Genomic DNA, 25,821 nt, shown 5'->3' on the forward strand with positions numbered 1-25,821 from the left:
ATTTATTTTTCCCGACGTAATCACGTCAAAATTTTACTTTTCCGCCGAAATAATCACACAGTTCAGCCTTTGTTTAAGATTGAATTGCTACTATAGTCATAAGCGAGGTGAACTTAAGGTAAGAGAGGAAACTCACAAATAAAGGAGCATTTACTATGCTGGGTAATATGAATATTTTTATGGCTGTTCTGGGAATTATTTTATTTTCCGGTTTCCTGGCCGCGTATTTTAGCCACAGATGGGATGATTGATGAACGGAGATAGTCCTGAACCGACCCGGCCCCTTGCTGCGTAGCTGCACAAGGGGCCATTTTTTTACCTGAATTCCCCCTTCCGGCACCTTTTCCCTGATGTACAGATAAAAAAAACCGCCGGATAAACCAGCGGTAAATGCTTGCATGGATAGATTTGTGTTTTGCTTTTATACGCTACCTGGCAATTCCCTGCGAAGATAACGGATAGTTGGCTAATCTATCATCGACAACCCCAATGAACGTTAAACGAAACGTAACTACCTTCTATAAGTCATGTTGGCCGCTAATGAGATTCTTGCAAACCGTACAGTAATCCATGTCATCGCCATGGTTATAAAATGAGCTATTTATTGCTTCATAGTGTATGGTAAGCACCCCATCACAAGGACAATCAATATGTCGATACTCAAAGATATTAAGATGCGTACTTTACGACCAGTGAAAAGTACCTGTCCTCACTGCTGCCGCCAGTCAATGCACAGCCTGTCGAGAATAAAAAACAACATAACGTTAGTCTGCCCCAACTGCGGCAATACCTACCTTCCTTCCCAAAGCAAACCAGTCAAGTAACGTAAGAACAGGAAAACAATGCCGACCTTTCACCAGCAGCACTCCCTACCCGAGCGTCTCTATGAGATGCAAGGCATCAATACCCAACAACGATTCATTTTGCTGAAGAAAAAATCCAGCTAACAACCGGGCACCACGCCCGGTTCAATTTTCTGGCTGACCTGTCTTAAGCGCTCAAGCCACGATGTTCCAGCATGGGTTCCATGCGCGGTTCACGCCCGCTCCACTGGCGATAAAGTTCAGTTAAATCAGTGCTGTTTCCGCGGGACAAAATTGCTTCGCGGAATTTCTGTCCGTTTTCACGGGTTAATCCGCCCTGCTCTACGAACCACTGATAGCCGTCATCGGCCAGCATTTGCGTCCACAGATAGGCATAATAACCTGCGGCATAACCGCCACCGAAGATATGGGCAAAATAACTGCTGCGATAACGCGGCGGCACGGCCTTGAGATCCAAACCTTCCGCCGCCAGCGCCTGCTGTTCAAATTGATCGACCGGATGAGATGACTCGCTCAACTCCAGAGAGTGCCAGCGCATATCCAGCAATGCAGCGCTGAGCAGTTCGGTCATGTCGTAACCTTTGTTAAACAGACTGGCCCGCTGCATTTTATCCCGCAATGCCTGCGGCATTTGCTCCCTGGTATCAACATGTCGGGCAAAACGGGCAAAGACCTGAGGATGGCTCGCCCAGTGTTCATTGATCTGTGAAGGAAACTCGACAAAATCACGCGGAGTGTTGGTCCCAGAAAGCGTGGCATAACGCTGAGTGGCGAACAGACCGTGCAATGTATGTCCAAATTCATGAAATAGCGTAATAACATCATCCCACAGCAGCAATGCAGGCTGATCCTGCGCAGGTTTTTGATAATTACAGACGTTGTAAATAACCGGTTTGGTTTCGTTAAGCAGCGATTGCTCAACAAAATTGCCCATCCAGGCTCCGCCGCTTTTTGATTCCCGGGCAAAGAAATCACCGTAAAATAGCGCCAACCCTACGCCATCATGATCGAATATTTCCCATACCCGAACATCCGGGTGATAAACCGGAATGTCGAATCGCTCAACGAATTTGATGCCAAAGAGTTGATTGGCCGTCCAGAAAACGCCCTCGTTCAGCACCGAATCCAGGGCAAAGTAAGGTTTGAGCTGTGCCTCATCAAGGTCATATTTCTCACGACGGACCTGCTCGGCATAAAACGACCAGTCCCAGGCCTCGGCGCTAAACGACTCGTGTTCTTGAAAGATAACGTTCTGGATTTCAGCCTGCTCATTCAACGCCCGCGCCCGCGCGGCTGGAACAATAGCTCGCATAAATGTCAGTGCCGCTTCCGGCGTTTTTGCCATCTGGTCGGCAATTTTCCAGGCTGCGTAATTGGCAAAACCAAGCAGTTGCGCCTGCTGCATCCGGATTGCTACCAGTCGCTGAATAATAGCTCGCGTGTCGTTGCCATCATCATTTTCAGCCCGCGTCCATGCGCGGGTGAACAGTTTTTCGCGGGTCTGACGATCGCGTAAAACCGCAAGCGCCGGTTGCTGTGTTGTGTTTAATAGCGGGATAACCCAACGCGCTTCAAACCCTTTCGCCCTTGCAGCTTCGGCGGCAACGGCAATTTCTTCTGTGCTCAGCCCCTCCAGATGCCGGATATCATCCACCACCATAGCACCTGACGTGTTTGCTGCCAGCAACCGTTGATTGAACTGGCTGGTCAGCGTGGCTGACTCCGTATTGAGCGCTTTAAGTTTGGCTTTATCGGTCTCGTTCAGACGGGCGCCGGCCAGTACAAAACGCTGATACACGACCTCCAGCAGACGTATTGATTCGCTATCCAGACTTAACGTACCACGCCGTTGCCAGACAGCTTCGACACGGGCGAAAAGCGCGCCATTGAGATAAATATCATTGGCAAGATTCGCCAGCTCTGCGGAAAACTCTTCGTCAAGGCGCTGTAGTTCATCGTTGGTGTGCGCCGCCGTCATCGCGAAGAAAACGCTGGTCACGCGCGTGAGCAGCACCCCGCTTTGTTCAAGCGCCAACAACGTATTAGCAAAATCAGGAACCTGTGAGTTTTGCACAATAGCGTCGATCTCGGCGCGTTTTTGCCGCACGCCTTCATCAAACGCTGGACGATAATGCTGCACGTCGATCTGATCAAACTGCGGTGCCTGATATGGCAATGTGCTGTGGTGTAAAAATGGATTCGTTAACGACATCTTTCACTCCTGAAAACGATTTGTTTACCAGAGTAGACTTCCCGGTAATCGACCGCAATCGCGTTAAGCAGGAATAGCTCTGAACGGAAATGACGTGCTATGGTAGTACTACATAAAAAGCGTTGAGGAACAGTGAGATGATCGTTTTAGTAACCGGAGCAACCGCAGGTTTTGGTGAGTGCATTACGCGTCGTTTTATTGAGAATGGGCATAAAGTTATTGCCACCGGACGCCGCCAGGAGCGCCTGCAGGAACTCAAAGATGAGCTGGGTGACCGCCTCTATACCGCGCAACTGGACGTACGTAATCGTGCATCAATTGAAGAGATGCTGAACGCCTTACCCGCTGAATGGCGCGATATTGATGTTCTGGTCAACAACGCGGGACTGGCGCTGGGCCTTGAGCCAGCCCACAAGGCCAGCGTTGAAGACTGGGAAAATATGATCGACACCAACAACAAAGGCCTGGTTTATATGACCCGTGCCGTTCTGCCAGGCATGGTTGAGCGCAACCGCGGTCATATTATCAATATCGGTTCTACCGCGGGAAGTTGGCCATACGCTGGCGGGAACGTCTACGGTGCGACCAAAGCGTTTGTTCGCCAGTTTAGCCTGAATTTACGTACTGACTTACACGGCACTGCGATTCGCGTTACCGACATTGAACCGGGTCTGGTTGGCGGTACGGAATTCTCAAACGTACGTTTCAAAGGCGATGACGCTAAAGCTGAAAAAGCCTACGAAAATACCACTGCGCTGACCCCGCAAGATGTTACAGAAGCGGTATGGTGGGTGGCGTCCTTACCCGCTCATGTCAACATTAACACCCTTGAAATGATGCCTGTCACACAGTCTTTTGCCGGACTGAGTATTCATCGGAGCTAATTTCTCTGCCCGGCCTTACGCCGGGTATAGATAGCCTGAAATAAGTGATAAGATCTCCGGGTTAACTCTCTAAAAAGTAAGAATGAATGACCGTAGAAACGCAGCTCAACCCTACACAACCGGTAAATCAACAGATTTACCGTATTCTTCGTCGTGATATCGTGCACTGTCTGATTGCACCCGGTACGCCGCTGTCGGAGAAAGAGGTTTCCGTACGCTTTAATGTGTCACGCCAGCCGGTACGAGAAGCATTCATCAAACTGGCAGAGAACGGTCTGATTCAGATCCGCCCGCAGCGTGGCAGCTACGTAAACAAAATTTCGCTGTCGCAGGTGCAGAACGGCTGTTTTGTTCGCCAGGCAATTGAATGTGCCGTGGTCCGCCGCGCCGCATCACTGATCACCGATAAACAGTGCTATCAGCTCGAACAAAATCTGCATCAGCAGCGCATCGCGATTGATCGAAAACAAATCAATGATTTCTTCCAGCTAGATGACGAATTTCATCAGAAACTGGCTTTAATCGCTGAGTGCCAGCTCGCCTGGGACACCGTTGAGAATATTAAGGCCACGATTGACCGCGTTCGCTATATGAGCCTGGATCATATCTCTCCGCCTGAAATGCTGCTGCGTCAGCATCACGATATTTTTACCGCACTTGAGAAACATGATGGCGATGCCGTTGAGCGCGCAATGATGCTGCATCTCCAGGAAATTGGTGAGTCCGTTCAGCTAATCCGTCAGGAAAATAGCGACTGGTTCAGCGAAGATTAATATTACGCTCACCTCACACCGAGGTGAGTTTCTCCTGCCTTCCCCTCTCCCGCACATCTGCACAAAAAAAGCTGTGATTTTGATCGAAAACAAAAAAAATCATTAACGAGAAGCGTATTTATATTGCGCCCGTTACGTGGGACTAGAGCCCACGGGCTTTGACGGTAAGTTGGAAAGGAGAAAACACCATGAAAACATACGATCGTAATCGTAACGCAATCACCACTGGCAGCCGCGTCATGATTAGCGACACCGGACTTACAGGCCGCATTACAGCGATAGATACCGATGGCCTGACCGCTGAGCAAATTCGCCGCGGGAAAACAGTGGAAATCGAAGGGTGTGAAGGTAAATATGCCCCCCTCGAACTGATTCGTTTGGGCATGAACTAATTGGTGTGAATGCCAGAAAACAATGCGCCATCTGGCCTGTTTATAGCCAGATGGCGACTTAAATGATGTTCTCGTTACTTCAGTTTTGCAGCATACTTCGCAACGGTTGCTTTCGCCCCTTCAGCCAGTAAAGCAAGGTAGGCTTGTGTGACCTGATTCTTGAACAATTCTACCTGCGGCAGTTCACGACCAAAAATAGCATCGATCGCCAGCAGCGCCTGGACACGATCTTCGCCCTCGTTACTGCTATGCACCGCTTTCTGGATCACCGGTAACAGCGGATCGCTGATTTCAATCGCCTGGCCCTGATCATCCACACCGCCGACGTAACGCATCCAGCCAGCCACGCCCAGCGCCAGCAGTTCAAAGTGGCTACCGTGCACAATGTGCCAGCGAACGGAGTCCAGCATACGCTGCGGCAGTTTTTGACTGCCGTCCATCGCGATCTGCCAGGTGCGATGACGCAGTGCCGGGTTGCTGTAGCGCTCAATTAACAGATCGGCATAGTGCGGAAGATCCACACCTTTCACTTTTAACGTGGGCGCTTGTTCCTGCAACATCAGCGCGCGCGCGGCGAGGCGATAATTTTCATCGCCCATGCAATCGTTAATGTGCTGATATCCCGCCAGATACCCCAGATAAGCAAGGAAAGAGTGGCTGCCGTTGAGCATACGCAGTTTCATCTCTTCAAACGGAATGACATCAGCAACCAGCTCCGCTCCCGCCTTCTCCCATTCAGGGCGGCCAGCGACAAAGTTATCTTCAATAACCCACTGACGGAACGGTTCACATGCCACGCCTGCCGGATCGCGTACGCCGGTAATGTGTTCAATTTTGTCCAGCGTATCCTGGGTAACTGCAGGGACAATGCGGTCAACCATTGTCGACGGGAATGTGACATGTTGTTCGATCCACGCAGCCAGTTCCGCATCCACCGCCCGGGCATACGCGGTGACAACATTGCGTATCACATGACCGTTTTCCGGCATGTTGTCGCAGGACATCACGGTAAAGGCGGCTAAACCCGCAGCTTTGCGGCGTGCAAGCGCCTCAACCACAACGCCTGGCGCAGTTTTTGGCTGTTTTGGGTTTTGTAGATCGGCGGCAATCATTGGGTTGTCTAACATCAATTGACCGGTCGCCGGAGAATGGCAATACCCTTTCTCGGTAATGGTCAGGGAAACAATCGCAACCTGCGGTTCACTCATCGCAGCCAGTACGCTTTCCAGCCCATCAACCTGCGCATGCAGCGCATTTTTCACCACGCCCACGACTCTTGCAGTCCATGCATCTGCGGACATTTCTGCAACGGTATACAGGTTATCTTGCTGTTTCAGATCGGCAATCTGCTGCTCGCCGCCAATCAGGTTCACTTCGCAATAGCCCCAGTCACTGCCGTGATCCGCAGCGAGAATGTCAGCGTAAACCCCCTGATGTGCGCGGTGAAATGCGCCAAACCCCAGATGAACAATACGCGGGACCAGTTTTGTACGATCGTAGTCGGGAAGTGCAGCCTTTGCCGTTAAGAGCTTGTTTTGCATGGTATGACCTACTTATCAATGAAATCAGGATTGATTCAGAGTAACGCCTGTATGGTTGTATGTTTTGATTTGCATTAAGCTTTTAATGATTGGTATGACATCACTTAAAGCTGTGTACCATAAAAGGTAAATTTGGCGGCATATTGCCGCCAAAGGATATTAATGTTTCTGCCACTGCTGGTATTCACGTTTAAGCCTTTGCGGTGCAGTTTCCGGCATCATCAGCAAACCAATAACTGAGATGACGCCAAGTACAATCACATAGGTTGCGAGTCCATAATAATGTCCACCAGTTACTTGCAGAATTTTTACTGCTACTAAACCAAGAATCCCACTACCAATTAGCGATCCCAACTGCCAAATTAATGCTATTCCGCTACAACGAATATGAGTCGGGAAAAGCTCTGGGAAATAAGATGCCTGAGGTGCATAACACATACTATGCCCAACGCTCAGTACCAGGATCATTACTATTTGCGTAAGCCAAAAGCTATCCTGATTGATTGCAAGGAAGAAAGGAATAATCATAACAACCTGGAGCAATGCGCCGATAATATAAACTGGTTTACGCCCAATTTTGTCGCATAGCGAGCCCATCATCGGTATTGCAATTATTTCTATAATCACCGCAACAATCATTGTCTCCATCAAGATATTTGCATCGAGATTGTTTGCCTTACCGTATGCAAGGACAATCACTGTAAACATTGCAAATGTGCAGGCCTCAATCAGCTTCGCACATACTCCCTTAACGACAATTCCCGGAAAATCACGGATAACTTCAACTAATGGACGTGATTCTTCTGCTTTTGTCTCCCTAATCTGAGCAAAGACTGGTGATTCATCAATTTTTAAGCGGATAAATAACCCAACAATAACCAGCAACAGACTTAACAGGAACGGTATACGCCACCCGTAATCCATCATTGCCTCTGGAGAAAGTGTGGCATTTAACAACGCAAAGAGTGCTAACGGCAGAAGAAAACCAACTGGGGCACCGATTTGAACCCAACTCGAAAAAAATCCACGATGTTTGGGCTCAGAATATTCAGCAGTCATCAATACTGCACCGGCTTGTTCTCCTCCAACACCAAAGCCCTGTAATACACGAATAAATATAAGTAAAGCTGGAGCCCATACACCTATTTTTTCATATGTAGGTAACAACCCAATACAGAATGTCCCTAAGCCAACGATTAATATAGTAATAACCAGTGCTTTTTTGCGCCCGACCTTATCGCCAATATGCCCAAAGACAATTCCTCCTAATGGTCTAGCCAGGAAACCAACGGCATAGGTTGCAAAAGCAGCCAGCGTACTAATTAACGGATCGTCACTTGGGAAAAATAAATGACCAAAAAAGAGTACGGCTGCTGTCCCATATGCAAAGAAGTCATAGTATTCGGCAGCAGTACCAATTGCGGAGGCTGAAGCCACTCTGCGAATAATGGGTTTATTATCTACGTTATTTTTAATATCGACTGAACTAACCATAAGTTTTACCTTCTGTAGGGTATTGAGTTAATCAACATCTTTCGTACGTAAAATTTATATTTACCAGTTCCACAACGTGCCATCTTCCAGACGAGCAACAGGCAGATATGCAGGGTCATACGGATATTTCGCCGCCAGCTTTTCATCAAACTCGATCCCAAGACCTGGTTTGTCTCCAGGATGCATATAGCCGTTATCAAAGGTCCAGTTGTGCGGGAACACTTCCAACATTTGCTCGGAATACCCCATATATTCCTGTACGCCGAAGTTCGGCACCCACAGATCAAAGTGCAACGCAGCGGCCATGCATACTGGAGACAGATCGGAAGGTCCATGCGAACCGGTACGTACCTGATACAGCGACGCGAAATCGGCAATTCGACGCATGCCAGTGATACCGCCCGCATGGGTGATGGTGGTGCGGATATAGTCGATCAATTGCTCTTCGATAAGCTGTTTGCAGTCCCAGATGCTGTTGAAAACTTCCCCTACCGCAATCGGCGTGACCGTATGCTGGCGGATCAGGCGGAAGCATTCCTGGTTTTCAGCCGGGGTTGGGTCTTCCATCCAGAACAGACGGTATTGCTCGATGCTTTTGCCGAAACGGGCCGCTTCAATTGGCGTCAGACGGTGGTGCATATCGTGCAGAAGATGTTCGTTGAAACCAAACTTGTCGCGCACGGCTTCAAACAGTGTTGGTGTGAAATCGAGATACTTCTCCGTTGACCATAACTGCTCTTCTGGCCACTGCCCTTTGGTGGCGGGTTCGTAGGCCAGTCCTTTGCCTTTGGACATACCGTAAGTGGTTTTCATACCCGGCACGCCGCACTGCACGCGAATTGCTTTAAAGCCCATCTCTTTATGGCGCGCATAATCTTCGAGTACGTCATCAACGGTATGGCCTGTGGTGTGACAGTAAACCATAACGCCTTCACGAGATGCACCGCCGAGCAACTGGTACAACGGCATATTCGCCGCTTTCGCTTTGATGTCCCACAATGCCATATCCACCGCGGAAATCGCCGACATGGTGACCGGACCACGACGCCAGTACGCGCCTTTGTAGAAAAACTGCCAGATATCCTCAATTCGGTGCGCATCGCGACCAATCAGTTGCGGACAAACATGATCTTTCAGATAGGACGCTACGGATAACTCGCGTCCGTTTAACGTGGCATCTCCCAGCCCAGTGATCCCATCGTCTGTGGTAATTTTCAACGTGACAAAATTACGCCCCGGACAGGTGACAAACACTTCAGCCCCAACAATCTTCATCTCTTATTCCTTGCATTTGTTCTTGTGATGCAGGAAATTTACCCAACTGAGCTACTACCATACAAGTATGAAGATCAAAAAAACGCTGATTGATCACAAAAAAGGCGCTATGCGCGCCCCCACCCAGCCACAATAATCAGCATGCCGCACAATGCCACCAGCGCGCCTGACCAGTCGTACAGGCTAAGTTTTACGCCGTCAACAATGCGTAGCCATAGCAACGCTGTCACCACGTAAACTCCACCATAGGCCGCGTACACACGCCCGCTTGCTGTCGGATGCAGCGTCAGTAACCAGACGAATAAGGCCAGTGACATCCCGGCGGGTATCAGCAGCCAGGCCGTAGCCCCTCGCTTAAGCCAGAGCCAGGGTAAAAAGCAGCCAATGATTTCGCATAACGCAGTGATGAAAAAAAGGAATGTGGTCTTAAGCATTGATGTTATTCAGTTACCTTCGGTTTAACCATGATACGACAGAATGTCGTTAGCGTATCCATCACCGCAGAGTGGGTATGCCCGCAAGCCAGAATAGTGTAGAATTTAGCCCTGTTTTATTGTTTTTTCCCTTTCCCATAAAAGGAATTCACCATGAATATTACACTGACCAAACGCCTGTGCCTGACGGCTATGCTGACGCTGGCTGCGGCTGTGTACACCTCTTCCGCATTTGCTGAAACCAGTAAATTGATCATTGAATCCGGGGACAGTGCGCAAAGTCGTCAACAGGCAGCAATGGAAAAGGAACAATGGAACGATACGCGTCAGTTACGCCAGAAGGTCAACAAGCGTGTAGAGAAAGAGTGGGACAAAACCGACGCTGCTTTCGATAGCCGTGATAAGTGCGAACAGAGCGCAAATATTAATGCGTACTGGGAGCCCAACACCCTGCGCTGCCTCGACCGCCGCACTGGCCGCACCGTTGCCCCATAATGATTGCACTTTGAAAGATATTGAAAGGATACGATATGACTAGCGCCCTCAGTGTTAAGCTGCGCCCGCTGGAGCGTGAAGATTTACGATTTGTCCATCAGCTTGATAACAACGCCAGCGTAATGCGTTACTGGTTTGAAGAGCCTTACGAAGCATTTGTTGAGCTGTCAGATCTGTATGACAAGCATATCCACGACCAAAGCGAACGTCGCTTTGTTGTGGAATGCGACGATGAAAAAGCCGGACTGGTGGAGCTGGTTGAAATTAACCATGTGCACCGCCGGGCAGAATTCCAGATCATTATTTCGCCGGAATATCAGGGCAAAGGTTTGGCTTCCCGGGCTGCTAAGCTGGCGATGGATTACGGCTTTACCGTACTTAACTTATATAAGCTGTATCTGATCGTTGATAAAGAGAACGAAAAAGCCATCCACATCTACCGTAAACTCGGCTTTATGGTCGAAGGCGAACTGATTCATGAATTCTTTATCAACGGCCAATACCGCAACACAATCCGCATGTGTATCTTCCAGCAGCAGTATCTGGCAGAACATAAAACGTCAGGTCCTAACCTGCTGCAACCTACCGCTCAGTAAAGACTGACTAATAGTAATCGATGGTGTTTTCAATCGAGTAATGGTGTTCAACTGCCGGCTTCACGCTCTCGTCAACGATAACAAGCTGGCAGTTGACAGGATTAGCATAGTCATCATACTTGCACGTTTGTTTTACATTACCTAACGGATGGTTATTGAGCAGGCTTACCGCGGTGTAATCCAGCTTCTTCAACGGGTCAACCGACGGTTTGGCATCAACCTGCAAGGTATTGTCCTTATTGACGGTGGTTTTACCCAGCGGGTAACCTTCCGCATCATAGCGATATTGCACCTTCATCTCTTTCCCCGTGGCGGAAACGACAAAACCGTTATCGTCGGTATCCCATACCACGCCCGCCGCAGGCAGTTCTGCTAACTGACATTTACCCTGTAAGCGGATCCGTTTTTCCAGCGTTTTGGCGTCCCGGTAATAGTTAGCATCCAGGACCAGCGCCATGCCGGTATTGCTTTCAATATCATGCAATTCAAGCGTATCGAAGCACCCTTCCTGTGAGAGCGTACCGACAACGCGCTTGGTGACTTCACCTTTGTCATTAAGCAGCGTCTGGCTGAAATCTTTTACCGGCCCGCGCAGCGGATCGAAATCAAATTCATTGGAAAAACTGGCCATTTCCGGCGTAAAGGAATCCAGGCCTTTGGCGTTATCACACCCGGCCAACACGACGCACAGGAAACCTAACAAGATCTTTTTCTTCACATTTTTCACCGGGATAAGAAGATAATTCTCAATCATATTAGCAAATACAGTTATTTACACCAGAAATGCTAATCTTAGTCCAGGTCGATCATAAAGGAGCTGATGATGAAATACATAACAGGAATTGCCGCGCTCTTACTGGCCGTCGCGTCCCCGCAGGTTTTGGCGGCACCGGCGTCATGTGAACGCGTGAAAAGCGATATCGAACAGCGCATCATTAATAATGGCGTTGCTGAATCTAGCTTTACGCTGAACATTGTTCCCAACGATCAGGCCGATCAGCCTGATTCACTGGTCGTGGGACATTGTGCAAACGATACGCACAAAATTCTCTATACCCGAACCAACAGTGGCAACGCCCCTGCCAATAGCACCCCTGCCCAGGACGGGCACGTCGCCGAACCGCAATAAATCACGCCCTCCGTGCGCGGAGGGTCACTCCAGTTTGATATGCATTAAGATGACATACCCATAAGTGGGTAAACTCAAACCATTATTAGCATGCTATTAATTTCGTTATAGAAATTAATATATAGCGATAACTATAATGGGGTGAGTAATGTCAAAAACTGAGCAATATGGAGGCATTAGCCGCAGGACGTTAGTGAAATCCTCGGCAATCGGTTCGCTGGCGCTTGCCGCGGGTGGGCTGTCGTTACCTTTCGGAATGCGCACTGCCGCCGCAGCGGTACAGCAGGCGATACAACCCGTTGAAGAAAAAGTGGTTTGGGGCGCTTGTTCCGTAAACTGCGGCAGCCGTTGTGCCCTGCAACTCCACGTTAAAGATAATGAAGTCGTTTGGGTGGAGTCCGATACGACCGGGGACGATATTTATGGTCAACACCAGGTTCGCGCCTGTTTGCGTGGGCGCTCAATCCGTCGACGGATCAATCATCCGGATCGCCTGAATTACCCCATGAAGCGCGTGGGCAAACGCGGTGAAGGTAAATTTGAGCGTATAACCTGGCAGGAAGCACTGGACACCATCAGTGCCAGTTTGAAAAATACCGTGCACAAATACGGTAACGAGGCCGTGTATATCAACTACACCTCTGGCATTGTAGGCGGCAACATTACTCGCTCCTCCCCTTATGCCTCGCTGGTCGCTCGCCTGATGAACTGCTATGGCGGATTCCTGAGTCATTACGGCACCTACAGTACCGCACAAATCGCGGCGGCAATGCCTTATACCTACGGTTCAAACGAAGGCAACAGCACCTCCGATATCGAAAACACGAAGCTGGTGGTGATGTTCGGCAATAATCCCGCCGAAACGCGTATGAGCGGAGGTGGAATAACTTACTTCCTGGAACAGGCCAGGGAGCGCTCTAATGCCCGGATGATCGTCATCGACCCGCGTTATACCGATACCGCAGCGGGTCGTGAAGATGAATGGATCCCTATTCGTCCGGGGACCGATGCCGCATTAGTAGCCGGAATCGCCTGGGTCCTGATTCACGAAGATCTCGTTGACCAGACGTTTCTGGATACATACTGCATCGGTTACGACGAGAAAACCCTGCCCGCCGACGCACCCGTTAATGGGCACTACAAAGCCTATATTTTGGGCAACGGTGATGACGGTATCGCTAAAACTCCCCAGTGGGCCTCACATGTTACCGGGATCCCAGCGGAGCGCATTATCAAACTGGCTCGGGAAATCGGCAGTACCAAACCCGCATATATTTGTCAGGGCTGGGGTCCGCAACGCCAGGCTAACGGCGAGCTGACCTCACGCGCAATCGCGATGTTGCCGATCCTGACCGGCAACGTTGGCATCAACGGCGGCAATAGCGGTGCACGAGAATCAACCTACACCATCACGATTGAGCGTATGCCGCTGCCAGAGAATCCCATTAAGACCCAGATATCCTGCTTTAGCTGGACCGACGCAATCGTCCGGGGCCCGGAAATGACCGCTACCCGCGATGGCGTACGTGGGAAAGATAAGCTCGACGTGCCGATTAAATTTATCTGGAACTACGCGGGCAACACCATCACCAATCAGCACTCAGATATCAATAAAACGCATGAGATCCTTCAGGACGACACGAAATGCGAAATGATTGTGGTCATCGAAAACTTCATGACCTCTTCGGCCAAATATGCCGATATTCTGTTGCCTGATTTAATGACCGTCGAACAGGAAGACATCATTCCTAACGATTATGCAGGCAACATGGGTTACCTCATTTTTATTCAACCCGCGACGTCGCCTAAGTTCGAGCGCAAACCGATCTACTGGATAATGAGTGAAGTCGCAAAACGTCTTGGCGATGATGTCTATCAACGGTTTACTGAAGGCCGTACCCAGGAGCAGTGGCTTCAGTATCTGTATGCAAAAATGCTGGCTAAAGACCCCGCGCTCCCGACTTATGACGAGCTGAAAAAAATGGGGATCTATAAACGCAAAGATCCTGACGGACACTTTGTCGCCTATAGAAAATTCCGCGAGGATCCACAGGCCAACCCGCTCAAAACGCCGTCTGGCAAGATTGAAATTTACTCCAGCCGACTGGCGAAAATTGCCAGTACATGGGAACTGCAAAAGGACGAGGTAATCAGTCCGCTTCCCGTTTATGAATCCACGTTTGAAGGGTGGGATGACCCGAAACGCAGTTCATTCCCGCTGCAGATGTTTGGTTTCCACTACAAATCCCGCACCCACTCCAGCTACGGCAATATCGATGTTCTCCAGGCGTCCTGTCGTCAGGAAGTATGGATAAATCCAGTCGATGCCCAAAAACGGGGGATTGCAAATGGCGATATGGTGCGAGTCTTTAACGATCGCGGTGAACTGCGTATCCCAGCCAAAGTAACGCCACGAATCTTGCCCGGAGTAAGCGCAATGGGCCAGGGTGCATGGCACGATGCCGATATGGCTGGCGATAAGATTGACCACGGCGCCTGCGTCAATACGTTGACAACTCAGCGCCCGTCTCCGCTGGCAAAAGGCAACCCACAGCATACTAACCTGGTCGAGATCGAGAAGGCATAAGGACTAACCCATGACAACTCAGTATGGATTTTTTATTGATTCCAGCCGTTGCACGGGGTGTAAAACCTGCGAACTGGCCTGCAAAGATTACAAGGATCTCACTCCCGACGTCAGTTTCCGGCGTATTTACGAATACGCTGGAGGCGACTGGCTGGAAGATAACGGCGTCTGGCAACAGAATGTCTTTGCCTATTACCTCTCCATTGCCTGTAACCACTGCGAAGATCCGGCCTGCACCAAGGTTTGTCCCAGCGGCGCTATGCATAAGCGTGAAGATGGTTTTGTGGTGGTGGATGAAGACATATGCATAGGCTGTCGCTACTGCCACATGGCCTGCCCGTACGGCGCACCGCAGTACAATGCCGCCAAAGGTCATATGACCAAGTGCGATGGTTGTCATGATCGCGTGGCCGACGGCAAAAAGCCCATCTGCGTCGAGTCCTGTCCGCTGCGCGCGCTGGACTTTGGCCCAATTGATGAGCTGCGCAAAAAGCACGGTGAACTGGCGGCGGTCGCTCCGCTGCCAGGTGCGCACTTCACCAAACCGAGCATTGTGATCAAACCCAACGCCAATAGCCGCCCGACCGGGGATACCACGGGTTATCTGGCGAATCCGCAGGAGGTGTAACATGGGCAATGGATGGCATGAATGGCCGCTGGTCCTGTTTACGGTGCTGGGCCAGTGCGTGGCCGGAGCGCTGATAGTGAGTGGCTATGGCTGGCTGACCGTTAAAGACGAGGTGGCAAAACAACGTATCGTGCGCAGCATGTTTTTTCTGTGGCTGGTAATGGGCATCGCCTTTCTCGCCTCGGTAATGCACCTGGGTTCGCCACTGCGCGCCTTTAACTCGTTGAACAGAGTTGGCGCATCTGCGCTAAGTAACGAAATCGCCAGTGGTTCACTGTTTTTCGCCGTCGGTGGCCTGTGGTGGCTGGCGGCGTTTCTCGGTAAAATGCCCGCAGCGTTAGGTAAAATCTGGCTGCTGGTGGGCATGCTGCTGGGTCTGGTATTTGTGCTGGCGATGACCAGCGTCTACCAGATAGACACTGTCCCGACCTGGTATAACGGCTACACTACGGTGGCATTTTTTATGACGATGTTGCTAAGCGGACCGCTGTTTGCCGCCCTGCTGCTGCGTGCTGCGGGTGTTTCCTCTGGCACCGCCAGATTCGCCTACGTGAGCGTTTTGGCCCTACTGGTGATCGTGGCGGTTATTGTTCTGCAGGGACTGTCGCTCGGCGGGATCCACAGTTCGGTGCAATCCGCCAGCGCGCTGGTTCCCGACTACGGAAGCTTGCAGGTCTGGCGCATCATTCTGCTGGCCGCCGGTCTGGGCTGCTGGATATGCCCGCTTATTCGTCGTAAAGCACCGTCCGTCGGCGGCCTGGCGCTGGGCTTAGTGTTAGTCCTCGCCGGTGAAATCATTGGCCGCGGATTGTTTTACGGTTTACATATGACAGTCGGAATGGCTGTTGCAGGTTAACTTTCGGGTGCGGGGCAACCCGCACTGTTCAGGATTGTTTGCATGACCCATTTTTCGCAAGGTGACAACTTTTCTACCGCGGCGCGCGTACTCGGCGCACTGTTTTACTATGCGCCAGATAGCGCGGAAGCCTCTGCATTAGTCAGCGCGTTAAGAGCCGATGGCTGGCAGGCGCAGTGGCCGCTCGATCAGGCAATGCTTTTCCCGCTGGCTGCACGGCTACAAGCCGAGGTCGATGAGCCTCTCCCGCAGGCCTGGCAACGCCTGTTTGTCGGTCCATATGCGCTACCCTCTCCGCCCTGGGGATCTGTCTGGCTGGATCGCGAAAACGTGTTGTTTGGCGACTCTACGCTGGCACTTCGTCAGTGGATGCGGGACAACGGCATCCAGTTTGCCATGCAGCAAAATGAGCCAGAAGATCACTTTGGTTCACTGCTGTTGCTGACGGCCTGGCTTGCTGAAAATGAACGCCACACCGAGTGCGAACAGCTGCTGGCCTGGCATCTGTTCCCGTGGTCATCCCGCTTCCTTGATGTGTTTATCGAAAAAGCTGATCATCCGTTTTACCAGGCGCTGGGGGAGCTGGCCCGTATGACGCTGGCGCAATGGCAGTCGCAGTTACTGATCCCGATAGCCGATAAGCCACTTTTTCGTTAGTTTCACCACAGGCAGGATGTGTCCTGCCTGTGTAGCATTCCGTTGCGCACGCTGAGCTTTTGCTTCTGTTGCCAAATAGCCGCAAAATAAAGCGTCTGAAATTTCCTGTCTGGCCACTCATGCATCATTTACATGCTTATCCTGACCTGCGCGCCATGTTCCGCCGCCTGCTGATTGCTGCGGTGATTGGTATCCTTGCTGCGTTGGCCGTCGCAGGATTTCGCCACGCCATGCTCCTTCTTGAATGGTTGTTCCTGAGCAATGACACAGGGAGTCTGGTCAACGCGGCAACAAACCTTTCCCCTGTAAGACGCATGCTGACACCTGCGTTAGGAGGGCTGGCGGCGGGTTTGCTGCTTTGGGGATGGCAAACGTTCAACCGGTTACGCCCGCAGGCTCCCACTGATTACATGGAAGCCTTGCAAACTAACGGACAATTTGACGTCAGTGCAAGCCTGGTGAAATCGCTGGCCTCGTTACTGGTCGTCTCCAGCGGGAGTGCCATCGGGCGCGAAGGTGCCATGATTTTACTGGCAGCGCTGGCAGCCTCCAGCTTTGCTCAACGCTTCACCCCGCGCACAGAATGGAAGTTATGGATTGCCTGCGGAGCCGCTGCGGGTATGGCCGGAGCGTATCATGCCCCACTGGCGGGCAGTCTATTTATTGCTGAAGTGTTGTTTGGCACCTTGATCCTCGCTTCACTGGGACCGGTGGTGGTATCCGCCGTCGTCGCCTTGCTCACCACCAATATGCTGAGCGCCAGCAATGCGCTGTTGTATGCCGTGCACTTCACACGGGAACTGCATGCGCTGGAATACGTCATGATCATCAGCACCGGTCTGGCTGCCGGCGTTTGCGGACCGCTATTCATGTGGTTGATGACCGCCAGCCATAATGGGTTTTTGCGCTTAAAACTCTCGCCCCCGTGGCAACTGGCGCTCGGCGGGCTGATCGTCGGCCTGCTGTCATTGCTCACGCCTGCGGTCTGGGGTAATGGCTACAGCGTGGTGCAGTCATATTTACTCTCCCCACCGCTGCTGGCCGTGGTGAGCGGGATCTTCATCTGCAAATTACTGGCGGTGCTTGCCAGCAGTGGTTCCGGTGCGCCTGGCGGTGTGTTTACGCCAACGCTGTTTGTCGGTCTTTCGGTGGGTATGCTGCTGGGACGAGTGTGGGGATTATGGCTTCCGGGTCCGGATGAGATCGCCATTCTGCTGGGATTAACGGGGATGGCCACGCTGCTGGCAGCGACCACGCATGCGCCAATAATGTCGACACTGATGGTTTGTGAAATGACCGGGGAGTATCGTCTGCTCCCCGGATTGCTGATTGCCTGTGTGGTGGCGTCTGTGCTGTCGCGAACGTTACGCCAGGACTCTATCTACCGACAACACGCTGCCGAGCATTGACAGACGGATGTACTGAGACAGCTCGCGTTGCTCTGCGCGAGGCAGATAAGGCAGTTCACCGATCAGCGGTGCGGGTAATTTTTTGCCCAGCACATCAATGATTTCCGCATAATGTGCCAGCCCCGGGTTGATTCGGTTCGCGACCCAGCCAATCAAAGGCAGTCCGTCGCTGGCAATCGCCTGTGCGGTGAGGATGGCATGATTAATACAGCCTTCCTGGATACCCACCACCATCAGTACCGGCAGTTGTTCCTGCACCACCCATTCAGATAACGGACGCAGATCGTTCATCAGGCTCCGCCAGCCTCCGGTGCCTTCAACGACAACGTGATCCACTTTTTCGCTGAGGCTTGCGAGGCCGTTGGATAACAGGGTGTAATTGACCGGACCACTATGCGCTACGCTGCTTTCATCCTCACTCAACGCTATCGGGTTGACCGCCTCGTAGGGCAATTCGATAGTGGACACGCTTTGCAGCACCAGCGCATCTTTATTGCGCAGACCTTCAGGTGTCTCTTTGCTTCCTTTGGCCACGGGTTTGTAGCCCGCAACGCTTTTACCCCCTGACGCTAACGCTTGTAGTAATGCGCGGGAAACCACGGTCTTCCCAACAGAAGTGTCTGTACCTGTAATAAAGAAACGCTTCAGCATCACTAACTCCACCGTTATGCTTTGAAAATATAAGTCAGGAAAATAATACAGTGGAGAAAGTCTAAGGTATGACGACGAGAATCGGCTTGAGATAGCGCAATTTTTCGTACAACAGTTAAAAAATGTTAACCCTGTAATAGACGAATCAACAAAGAACCGTTATACATCGCGTCCTTCACGAGCGCCGCCCCTGCCATCGTCCCTTGATTGGTGAACTGCGTACTTTCGACGACAATATGCTGACTGTAGGCCGGGAGCGCTTGCTGACGAATGCTGTCAGCAATAGTGGGAAACAAAATATCCGCCGCTTTACTGAGCGGCGAACCAATCAATATCTTTTGCGGGTTGAACAAATTCACCATGATGGCAAGAATCCGTCCGACATGGGTCCCGACGCCGCTAATGATATCTTTCGCCAATAAATCCCCCTGCATCGCCGCCAGACACAGCGCGTCTACCGTTAACGGTTGCCCGTGTAGAGAAGAACTCATTGACTGCTTCAAGCGTACCTGTGCCAGTTCGAGCACGCTGTCGACGCTGGCGATCGTTTCCAGGCAACCATGGTTGCCGCAATAACAGCGTTTGCCGTAGGGGTCCACCTGGGTATGACCAATTTCCACCAGGCTACTGCTGCCGGCATGCAGTAGATGACCGTCGGTGATTACTCCGGCCCCCACGTTATGATCGATCACCACCTGAATGACGTCGCGTGCGCCGCGCGATGCGCCAAAAAGCGCCTCGGCCATAGTCCAGGCGCTGATATCGTGCTGAATATAGACCGGCACGCCGGTATGATTTTCAAGCGCTTCACCCAGCGGCATCTCTTTGACATCGTCGTAGAATGGCATGCGATGAACGATACCGTTTTCAGTATCAATAATGCCGGGTAAGGTAATGGCGATGGAGGTTAAGCGCTCCAGCTTTTGCTGGTGGCGGATGAAAAACTGATCGACCTGGGTAATAACGCGTTCCAGCAATGGTGTTTCACTGACCAGCGCCATTTCAAGACAATCTTCAACCACCAGTTTGCTGCTCAGATCGCGCAGCGCCAGAAAGATCTCGCCGCGACTGATACGAATGGATAAATAGTGCCAGGCTTCCGTTTCCACAACCAGCCCAACGGCCGGACGTCCACGGCTGCCCGCTTCCTTGATTTCCAACTCTTGCACCAGGTGCGCTTCGAGCATTTCGCGGACAATTTTAGTAATACTGGCAGGCGCCAATTGTGCCAGGCGAGAGAGATCAATACGCGATACCGGACCCAGCTGATCAATCAGGCGATAAACCGCGCCCGCATTGGTCTGCTTAATTTGATCGATATGCCCAGGCTGACTATCAGCAACCACCACTTACTCCCTTTATTTTCGCGCTCCGAAATAATCTGCGGGCTATGGTGAAGCACTTCAATGGCTTCCGTCAACTTTTTACTTAGCCTTGTGATTTACTGCACATTTTCGCCCATTTTTAAACTAAATTAATCGCCTGAACGGCCGCCAGCAGTTGCTCGCGAAAGCGTTGCGCGGCGTGACTTTGCTCATGATGTTTTGGCCACACTAGCCACATTTCCGAAACGGCATCTTCTTCCGCTATCGGGATCCAACACATTTCATACAATTGCACCCGTTTAAAGGAAGCGGGAAGAATGGAAACGCCTAATCCTGCGGCCACCAGCCCGATGATAGTCATCGCCTCACCAACCTCCTGAGTGATAGTCGGCTTCAGTCCATAGCGACGCATGAGGCCAAGAATATCGTCATACAACCCCGTCCCCACATGCGGATCAAAAAAGACAAATGGCTCATTGGCCAACTCCGCCAATGTGACCACGGGCTTTTGCGCCAACGGATGCGCGCGCGGGATCATCGCCATCAGCGGCTCATGCAGAATGATTTCACGCTCCAGCGTTTCCGGAAGCTGCGTGTTGCGCAGAAGTCCCAAATCCAGCGTTCCTTCATTGAGCGGAGCAATTTGCTCGCGCGTGTTCATTTCACGGGTTTGCATATGTACAGCGGGGTAGCTCTGGCGAAAGAGGGATAACGTATCTGAAACCGCTTTGATAAACGGTGCCGATGACGTAAAGCCGATACGCAATTCCCCCGCTTCTCCCAGATGCAGACGCTCAGCCCTGGCAGCGGCCTCATTAACCAGCCCCAGGATCTGCCGACTGTCTGCCAGAAACTGCTTTCCGGCTGAGGTCAGCGCCACGCTGCGGTTAGTGCGCGCCAGAAGTCGGGCGCCGACCTGCTGCTCGAGGATCTGGATTTGCTGGCTCAGCGGCGGTTGCGAAATATTCAGCCGTGCCGCCGCCCGGCCAAAATGCAATTCTTCGGCAACCGCTACAAAGTAACGTAAATGACGCAGCTCGATATTCATATTTTTAAGATATCATTTGAGATTATTAATATATTAGACAGAATAATGCGATTTTCATACTCTTAAAGCTAGTCATGTAGAGGTAATTGATTGAGCAAGGATTTCAAGTGAGCCGTACAACCACTGTCGATACCGCGCCGACAAGCGATGTTGATGAACAGAGAGTTACCCCGCCGGATAGTTTTATCAAACGCGGAACATCCCCATTTATGCGCGTCACGCTGGCGCTGTTTTCGGCCGGACTGGCGACATTTGCTCTCCTCTATTGCGTGCAACCCATACTGCCAGTGCTCTCGCACGAGTTTGGGGTCTCTCCCGCCAGCAGCAGTATTTCGCTTTCCATCTCAACGGCGATGCTCGCGATCGGTTTACTGTTTACCGGTCCACTTTCCGATGCGATAGGCCGCAAGCCGGTGATGGTTACCGCCCTGCTGCTCGCGTCCTGTTGTACGTTGCTTTCGACGATGATGACCAGCTGGCACGGTATTTTAATCATGCGTGCGCTGATAGGTCTTTCGCTCAGCGGCGTGGCGGCAGTGGGAATGACCTATCTGAGCGAGGAAATACATCCCAGCTTCGTCGCCTTCTCAATGGGCTTATATATCAGCGGTAACTCGATTGGTGGTATGAGTGGCCGTTTAATAAGCGGCGTGTTTACCGACTTTTTTAACTGGCGTATCGCGCTGGCGGCGATCGGTTGTTTTGCCCTCGCCTCCGCGCTGATGTTCTGGAAAATCTTGCCGGAATCTCGTCATTTCAGACCAACGTCGCTGCGACCGAAAACGCTGTTTATCAACTTTCGTTTGCACTGGCGCGACAGAGGGTTGCCGCTGCTGTTTGCGGAAGGTTTTTTACTGATGGGGTCGTTTGTCACGCTGTTTAATTACATCGGCTACCGTCTGATGCTCTCGCCGTGGGAACTCAGCCAGGCGGTTGTCGGTCTGTTGTCCGTGGCCTATCTGACCGGGACCTGGAGCTCACCGAAAGCGGGGTCGATGACCACCCGCTATGGACGTGGTCCGGTAATGCTCTTTTCAACCGGCGTGATGCTGGTTGGACTGTTGATGACCCTGTTCACATCACTGTGGCTGATCTTCGCCGGGATGCTGCTCTTTTCAGCCGGGTTCTTTGCCGCGCACTCCGTGGCAAGCAGTTGGATTGGACCACGGGCAAAACGCGCTAAAGGCCAGGCATCTTCCCTGTATCTGTTCAGCTATTATCTGGGTTCCAGTATTGCCGGTACGCTGGGTGGCGTATTCTGGCACAGCTACGGCTGGAACGGCGTGGGCGGATTTATCGCCCTGATGCTGGTGCTGGCGTTGCTGGTCGGTGCACGTCTGCACCATCGTCTGCACGTATAATCCACGATGCCCGGGTTCCGGGCATCGCCTTCATCAACCAGGCTGTAACGTCTGAGCCCCCATTTGCAGGGCAATAACCGTCCCGTTCATCGCTATATGCAGCATAACCGGCATCAGCAGGCCGTTGCTTTTCAGTCTGGCGATGATCAAAACCTGCGACACAAGAAACAGCATCAGCAACGTGCGCAGATCCACATACTGGGTATGCATGATGGCAAAAATGACCGATACCACCACCGACGACAGCCAAGTTTTATTATTGAACCAATACTGGAATGCGTTGAATAAACAGCCCCTGAAAACAATCTCTTCATACACTGGCGCAATAAATATCAGGGTCAGAGTGGATAACCACAGCGCGTAGCTGTTTAGGGATATCTGGCTGGTCACCCACGCTTCGGTTTGTCTGAGGCCCAGAAACCATGGCAGGATAAGCTGAATAAACAGCAGCGCCACGAACAAAATGGCAAACCACCTGGCGTTGAAAATTCCCTTTCCCAGCCCCTCTCTTTTTCTGAAGAAGAAGTAATACAGCGGGACCAGCACAACAAATTCCAGCGCAAACAGCAGCGGAAAAAGTAGCCCTTTGGCAAGCAGAACCTGGCTGGCGGGGAAAAACAACGGAAGAAACGTGAGGCCAAACATCAGCAAAAACATGGTAAAACAGCCAGCAACCGCTTTGGTCCTGACGATATACAGGTTGTCGGCATCCTGTGACATACGATCTCCTTGCGCTTATCAAAGATAACTTGATGAATTATCAATATATGATAAAAATTCTCATTATCACTGACAACCTACCAACTTTTACGCAATGCCCACGGTTTACAACGCGTATAGCGTTACAGACTCTTTTCAGCGGAACATTCTCATCAGCTACTCAGTGGAGAATCCGCCAGCGGCAACGAAAAACGGAAACAGGCCCCTGCCGTCGAATTAATCAGGCGGATATCTCCCCCATGCAGTTCGAGCATTCTGCGCACGATCAGTAAGCCCAGACCACCACGCTCAGCCCGCTGCTCACGGGGTAGTAACGCCGTCGGGCGCTGAAATAATACTTCGCGAACAGCCTCTTCGACGCCAGGCCCGCTGTCCTGCACTTCTGCTAACAAGCGGTCTTCCTCACGCCAGACTTTTAACCACACTTCGCCCCCGTCAGGCGTATGACGGATAGCGTTATCCAGCAAATTCGTGACGATTCTTTCCATCATCGATAAATCGGCATTCACCAGCGGTAACGGACCAATTACGTCAAGGTGCAACTGCAAATGACGCGTGGCAACGGGTAGATCAAATTTCTGTGCCACATCCTGGATCAGCTCGCCAATAGCAAAACGTTCACGCTGTGGTTTTATGCCGCCATGCTCAAGTCTCGCCAGCTCAAAAAGCTGTTGTGACAGATGGCGAACCTTATGCCCCTGGCGCAGTGCAATGCTTAGATAATGCCGATTTTCCTCCGGCGTCATCGTATCGGCTTTCAGTGACAGCATTTCCAGATACCCCAGCAGTGAAGTGAGCGGCGTACGTAAATCGTGCGAAATATTAGCGATAAACTCTCTGCGCTGACGATCGCTGTCAGCTAATAAATCCCATTGGTGAGCAATTTTCTGTGCTAACTCAATAAATGCATTGTTCAGCAACGCAATTTCATTCGCCGGAGTTAAATCGGGCTTTTTATGCGCCAGCTGTTTGATGACGCTAATGCTGTCCTGCTCCAGATTAACCACCTGACCGGTCAGCCTTTTCACCGGATTCGTCACCCATCTCCACACCAGGTACCCCGCGATTGCACCGGCTAATAAAACCAGTATTAACGTCCCGGTCACGGTGTTCCAAAGCGTTTTTTGCCAGGCGGTATTCGCCAGCATATTGAGATCTTCGCCCTGGAGAATAATGTACAAATAGCCATGCAGCTTGCCATTAAATAAAACTGGCGCGGCGCTGAATACCTTTTGCTGGCTGCTGCGCGGATCATTGCCATAAACGGGCAGCTCGTCCGAATTAAGGAAAACCTGGATCGGCTGTACGCTAATGTTCTGGCGCTGAATATGCCCAGGCGGAGCGGCATCAGCAAGTATCTCGCCTGACGGTGAAACCAGATACAGCTCCACGCTAGGGTTGAGCGTCATCAGGTGATTAAACAGTCCTTTTAAGGTCTGCCGATCAACCTGCCCGCTGGCATCAATAAGCGACTCACTTTTGACAATTTTGCTTGCCAATTCCAGCGAGAGCCTTTGCACCATAGCGTCGCCATACTGTTTACTGCTGCGGATCTGGACAACGCTGACCGCAACCGCGCAAATCAACATAATAGCGGTAAAGACCAGGGTCAGACGCTGGCTCAGCGACAATCGATAAATCATGGTTGATGCTCCGCGTTAACCGCAGCAAGCTTATAGCCCCGTCCCCACACGGTAAGAATAATTTCCGGCTCCGCAGCATCTTTTTCAATTTTGGTGCGCAGGCGATTAATATGACTGTTCACCGTATGCTCATATCCTTCGTGCTGGTAGCCCCACACCTGGTCTAACAACGCCTGACGCGAAAAGACCTCCCCGGGATGGCGGGCGAAAAAATAGAGCAGATCGAATTCACGCGGCGTTAAATCGAGGGATTTACCCTGCAGGCGGACTTCCCGGGCTAATGGATCAATCTCCACACCATGGACGGTGATAATCCCCGCCTCCATACGCAGGTTCTGACTCATCGCCTCCTGACGGCGAAACAACGCCTTCACCCGGGCCATCAATTCCAGCACCGAGAAAGGTTTGGCTAAATAATCATCGGCGCCCATTTCCAGCCCCAATACGCGGTGAGTTTCACTGGTGCGAGCGCTGATAATAATGACAGGTAGATAGAAACTCATTTGCCGAATGCGACGACAAATTTCCAGACCGTCCACCCCCGGCAGCATTAAATCGAGGATAACGGCATCCCAGACGTGCTTCTCCAGTAGCTCGACCGCTCGTGCCCCATCAGCCTCATGAATAATTTCGTACCCCTCATCCTTCAGGCTAAGTTGCAAAAGTGAGGCGATATCGCTGTCATCTTCCACCAAAAATATCTTTTTCGCGCCTGCCATCAGTGTCATCCCCCTCTCGTCATGCTGAAAGCTTACCTCAGGCAAGGGGCGGAAGTTATCACAAAATTTTTAACTTTTCGTGAGGAATCAGGGATACGCATGCGTCCAGTATGTCGTTATAGATAGGTCAGGCATCAACAGGGAAACGTCGATTTGTTTTCCTTAACA

General features: G+C 51.3%; 26 protein-coding genes. 14 read left to right on the plus strand and 12 right to left on the minus strand.

The window, feature by feature from the left end:
• The first annotated feature begins 155 nt into the window (after positions 1-155).
• Both mgtS and OGW44_RS25620 read left to right on the plus strand, forming a co-directional pair.
• Entirely contained in the window at positions 156-251 is a 96-nt protein-coding gene (mgtS, locus tag OGW44_RS02620; RefSeq protein WP_003032406.1) for a protein MgtS, read from the plus strand.
• 399 nt (positions 252-650) lie between these two features.
• On the plus strand, positions 651-824 hold the full coding sequence (locus OGW44_RS25620) for a YnfU family zinc-binding protein (protein WP_213083734.1): 174 nt from the start codon (positions 651-653) through the stop codon (positions 822-824).
• A gap of 166 nt (positions 825-990) precedes the next feature.
• Here the strand turns inward: OGW44_RS25620 and dcp are convergent, their stop codons facing one another.
• Positions 991-3,036, minus strand: a complete 2,046-nt coding sequence (gene dcp, locus OGW44_RS02625; RefSeq protein ID WP_185654604.1) for a peptidyl-dipeptidase Dcp — start codon at positions 3,034-3,036, stop codon at positions 991-993.
• 137 nt (positions 3,037-3,173) lie between these two features.
• On the opposite strand from dcp, the gene ydfG reads away from it, so the two are divergent.
• The 3 genes from ydfG to ydfZ all read left to right on the plus strand — a co-directional run bounded on the left by ydfG (position 3,174) and on the right by ydfZ (position 5,085).
• On the plus strand, positions 3,174-3,920 hold the full coding sequence (gene ydfG / locus OGW44_RS02630) for a bifunctional NADP-dependent 3-hydroxy acid dehydrogenase/3-hydroxypropionate dehydrogenase YdfG (protein ID WP_016153061.1): 747 nt from the start codon (positions 3,174-3,176) through the stop codon (positions 3,918-3,920).
• A gap of 86 nt (positions 3,921-4,006) precedes the next feature.
• The gene (locus OGW44_RS02635; protein ID WP_016153060.1) at positions 4,007-4,693 is read left to right on the plus strand and encodes a GntR family transcriptional regulator; all 687 of its coding nucleotides are present in this window, start codon (positions 4,007-4,009) and stop codon (positions 4,691-4,693) included.
• 188 nt (positions 4,694-4,881) lie between these two features.
• Complete coding sequence (gene ydfZ / locus OGW44_RS02640; protein WP_003032393.1) at positions 4,882-5,085, plus strand: putative selenium delivery protein YdfZ; 204 nt, start codon at positions 4,882-4,884, stop codon at positions 5,083-5,085.
• A gap of 74 nt (positions 5,086-5,159) precedes the next feature.
• Here the strand turns inward: ydfZ and OGW44_RS02645 are convergent, their stop codons facing one another.
• The 4 genes from OGW44_RS02645 to OGW44_RS02660 form a co-directional block, all read right to left on the minus strand.
• Positions 5,160-6,626, minus strand: a complete 1,467-nt coding sequence (locus OGW44_RS02645; RefSeq protein ID WP_185654603.1) for a mannitol dehydrogenase family protein — start codon at positions 6,624-6,626, stop codon at positions 5,160-5,162.
• Positions 6,627-6,785: 159 nt separating this feature from the next.
• On the minus strand, positions 6,786-8,120 hold the full coding sequence (locus OGW44_RS02650; RefSeq protein WP_049041486.1) for an MFS transporter: 1,335 nt from the start codon (positions 8,118-8,120) through the stop codon (positions 6,786-6,788).
• A 60-nt stretch (positions 8,121-8,180) separates the two neighbouring features.
• A complete protein-coding gene (rspA, locus tag OGW44_RS02655; RefSeq protein ID WP_016153056.1) occupies positions 8,181-9,395 on the minus strand; it encodes a starvation-sensing protein RspA in 1,215 nt (404 codons plus the stop codon).
• Positions 9,396-9,502: 107 nt separating this feature from the next.
• A complete protein-coding gene (locus tag OGW44_RS02660; protein ID WP_185654602.1) occupies positions 9,503-9,829 on the minus strand; it encodes a YnfA family protein in 327 nt (108 codons plus the stop codon).
• A 153-nt stretch (positions 9,830-9,982) separates the two neighbouring features.
• Between OGW44_RS02660 and OGW44_RS02665 the strand changes: the two genes are divergently transcribed.
• Entirely contained in the window at positions 9,983-10,324 is a 342-nt protein-coding gene (locus OGW44_RS02665; protein ID WP_075848238.1) for a DUF1283 family protein, read from the plus strand.
• A gap of 35 nt (positions 10,325-10,359) precedes the next feature.
• Positions 10,360-10,920, plus strand: coding sequence for a spermidine N1-acetyltransferase (gene speG / locus OGW44_RS02670; RefSeq protein WP_286454020.1), 561 nt, complete (start codon positions 10,360-10,362; stop codon positions 10,918-10,920).
• 7 nt (positions 10,921-10,927) lie between these two features.
• Here the strand turns inward: speG and OGW44_RS02675 are convergent, their stop codons facing one another.
• Positions 10,928-11,638 carry a YnfC family lipoprotein gene (locus OGW44_RS02675; RefSeq protein ID WP_029139534.1) on the minus strand — a complete coding sequence of 237 codons (711 nt, stop codon included), beginning with the start codon at positions 11,636-11,638 and terminating at the stop codon, positions 10,928-10,930.
• Positions 11,639-11,740: 102 nt separating this feature from the next.
• Here OGW44_RS02675 and OGW44_RS02680 point away from each other — a divergent pair, with 102 nt between their 5' ends.
• The 6 genes from OGW44_RS02680 to clcB all read left to right on the plus strand — a co-directional run bounded on the left by OGW44_RS02680 (position 11,741) and on the right by clcB (position 18,186).
• The gene (locus tag OGW44_RS02680) at positions 11,741-12,049 is read left to right on the plus strand and encodes a DUF1161 domain-containing protein (RefSeq protein ID WP_085951053.1); all 309 of its coding nucleotides are present in this window, start codon (positions 11,741-11,743) and stop codon (positions 12,047-12,049) included.
• A gap of 148 nt (positions 12,050-12,197) precedes the next feature.
• The gene (gene ynfE, locus OGW44_RS02685) at positions 12,198-14,636 is read left to right on the plus strand and encodes a selenate/tellurate reductase subunit YnfE (protein ID WP_185654601.1); all 2,439 of its coding nucleotides are present in this window, start codon (positions 12,198-12,200) and stop codon (positions 14,634-14,636) included.
• 10 nt (positions 14,637-14,646) lie between these two features.
• Positions 14,647-15,264, plus strand: coding sequence for a DMSO/selenate family reductase complex B subunit (locus tag OGW44_RS02690; RefSeq protein ID WP_046276317.1), 618 nt, complete (start codon positions 14,647-14,649; stop codon positions 15,262-15,264).
• A gap of 1 nt (position 15,265) precedes the next feature.
• Positions 15,266-16,120, plus strand: a complete 855-nt coding sequence (locus tag OGW44_RS02695; protein ID WP_185654600.1) for a dimethyl sulfoxide reductase anchor subunit family protein — start codon at positions 15,266-15,268, stop codon at positions 16,118-16,120.
• 42 nt (positions 16,121-16,162) lie between these two features.
• The gene (gene dmsD, locus OGW44_RS02700) at positions 16,163-16,777 is read left to right on the plus strand and encodes a Tat proofreading chaperone DmsD (protein ID WP_185654599.1); all 615 of its coding nucleotides are present in this window, start codon (positions 16,163-16,165) and stop codon (positions 16,775-16,777) included.
• 119 nt (positions 16,778-16,896) lie between these two features.
• Positions 16,897-18,186, plus strand: a complete 1,290-nt coding sequence (clcB, locus tag OGW44_RS02705) for a voltage-gated ClC-type chloride channel ClcB (protein WP_181598254.1) — start codon at positions 16,897-16,899, stop codon at positions 18,184-18,186.
• Here clcB and bioD read toward each other — a convergent pair.
• From bioD to ynfL, 3 genes are all read right to left on the minus strand, one after another.
• Complete coding sequence (bioD, locus tag OGW44_RS02710; protein WP_016153046.1) at positions 18,142-18,837, minus strand: dethiobiotin synthase; 696 nt, start codon at positions 18,835-18,837, stop codon at positions 18,142-18,144. The two genes, clcB and bioD, sit on opposite strands and share 45 nt — an antisense overlap.
• Positions 18,838-18,962: 125 nt before the next feature.
• Positions 18,963-20,183, minus strand: coding sequence for a sugar metabolism global transcriptional regulator Mlc (gene mlc, locus OGW44_RS02715; RefSeq protein ID WP_016153045.1), 1,221 nt, complete (start codon positions 20,181-20,183; stop codon positions 18,963-18,965).
• A 118-nt stretch (positions 20,184-20,301) separates the two neighbouring features.
• Positions 20,302-21,210, minus strand: a complete 909-nt coding sequence (gene ynfL, locus OGW44_RS02720) for a multidrug efflux transcriptional activator YnfL/SxtR(Kp) (RefSeq protein WP_016153044.1) — start codon at positions 21,208-21,210, stop codon at positions 20,302-20,304.
• 107 nt (positions 21,211-21,317) lie between these two features.
• Here ynfL and ynfM point away from each other — a divergent pair, with 107 nt between their 5' ends.
• Entirely contained in the window at positions 21,318-22,571 is a 1,254-nt protein-coding gene (ynfM, locus tag OGW44_RS02725) for a multidrug efflux MFS transporter YnfM/SxtP(Kp) (protein WP_016153043.1), read from the plus strand.
• A gap of 33 nt (positions 22,572-22,604) precedes the next feature.
• Here ynfM and OGW44_RS02730 read toward each other — a convergent pair whose 3' ends face one another.
• From OGW44_RS02730 to OGW44_RS02740, 3 genes are all read right to left on the minus strand, one after another.
• Complete coding sequence (locus OGW44_RS02730) at positions 22,605-23,291, minus strand: CPBP family intramembrane glutamic endopeptidase (protein ID WP_019076761.1); 687 nt, start codon at positions 23,289-23,291, stop codon at positions 22,605-22,607.
• A 152-nt stretch (positions 23,292-23,443) separates the two neighbouring features.
• Positions 23,444-24,934: a sensor histidine kinase gene (locus tag OGW44_RS02735; protein WP_185654598.1), complete on the minus strand. Its 1,491-nt coding sequence runs from the start codon at positions 24,932-24,934 to the stop codon at positions 23,444-23,446.
• Positions 24,931-25,653 (minus strand): winged helix-turn-helix domain-containing protein, encoded by a 723-nt coding sequence (locus OGW44_RS02740; RefSeq protein ID WP_016153040.1) that lies wholly within the window; start codon positions 25,651-25,653, stop codon positions 24,931-24,933. The genes OGW44_RS02735 and OGW44_RS02740 overlap by 4 nt, the downstream gene beginning before the upstream one ends.
• Between the last annotated feature and the right edge of the window lie 168 nt (positions 25,654-25,821).

Source organism: Citrobacter sp. Cb023 (assembly GCF_030336805.1).
Classification (GTDB): Bacteria; Pseudomonadota; Gammaproteobacteria; order Enterobacterales; family Enterobacteriaceae; genus Citrobacter; species Citrobacter braakii.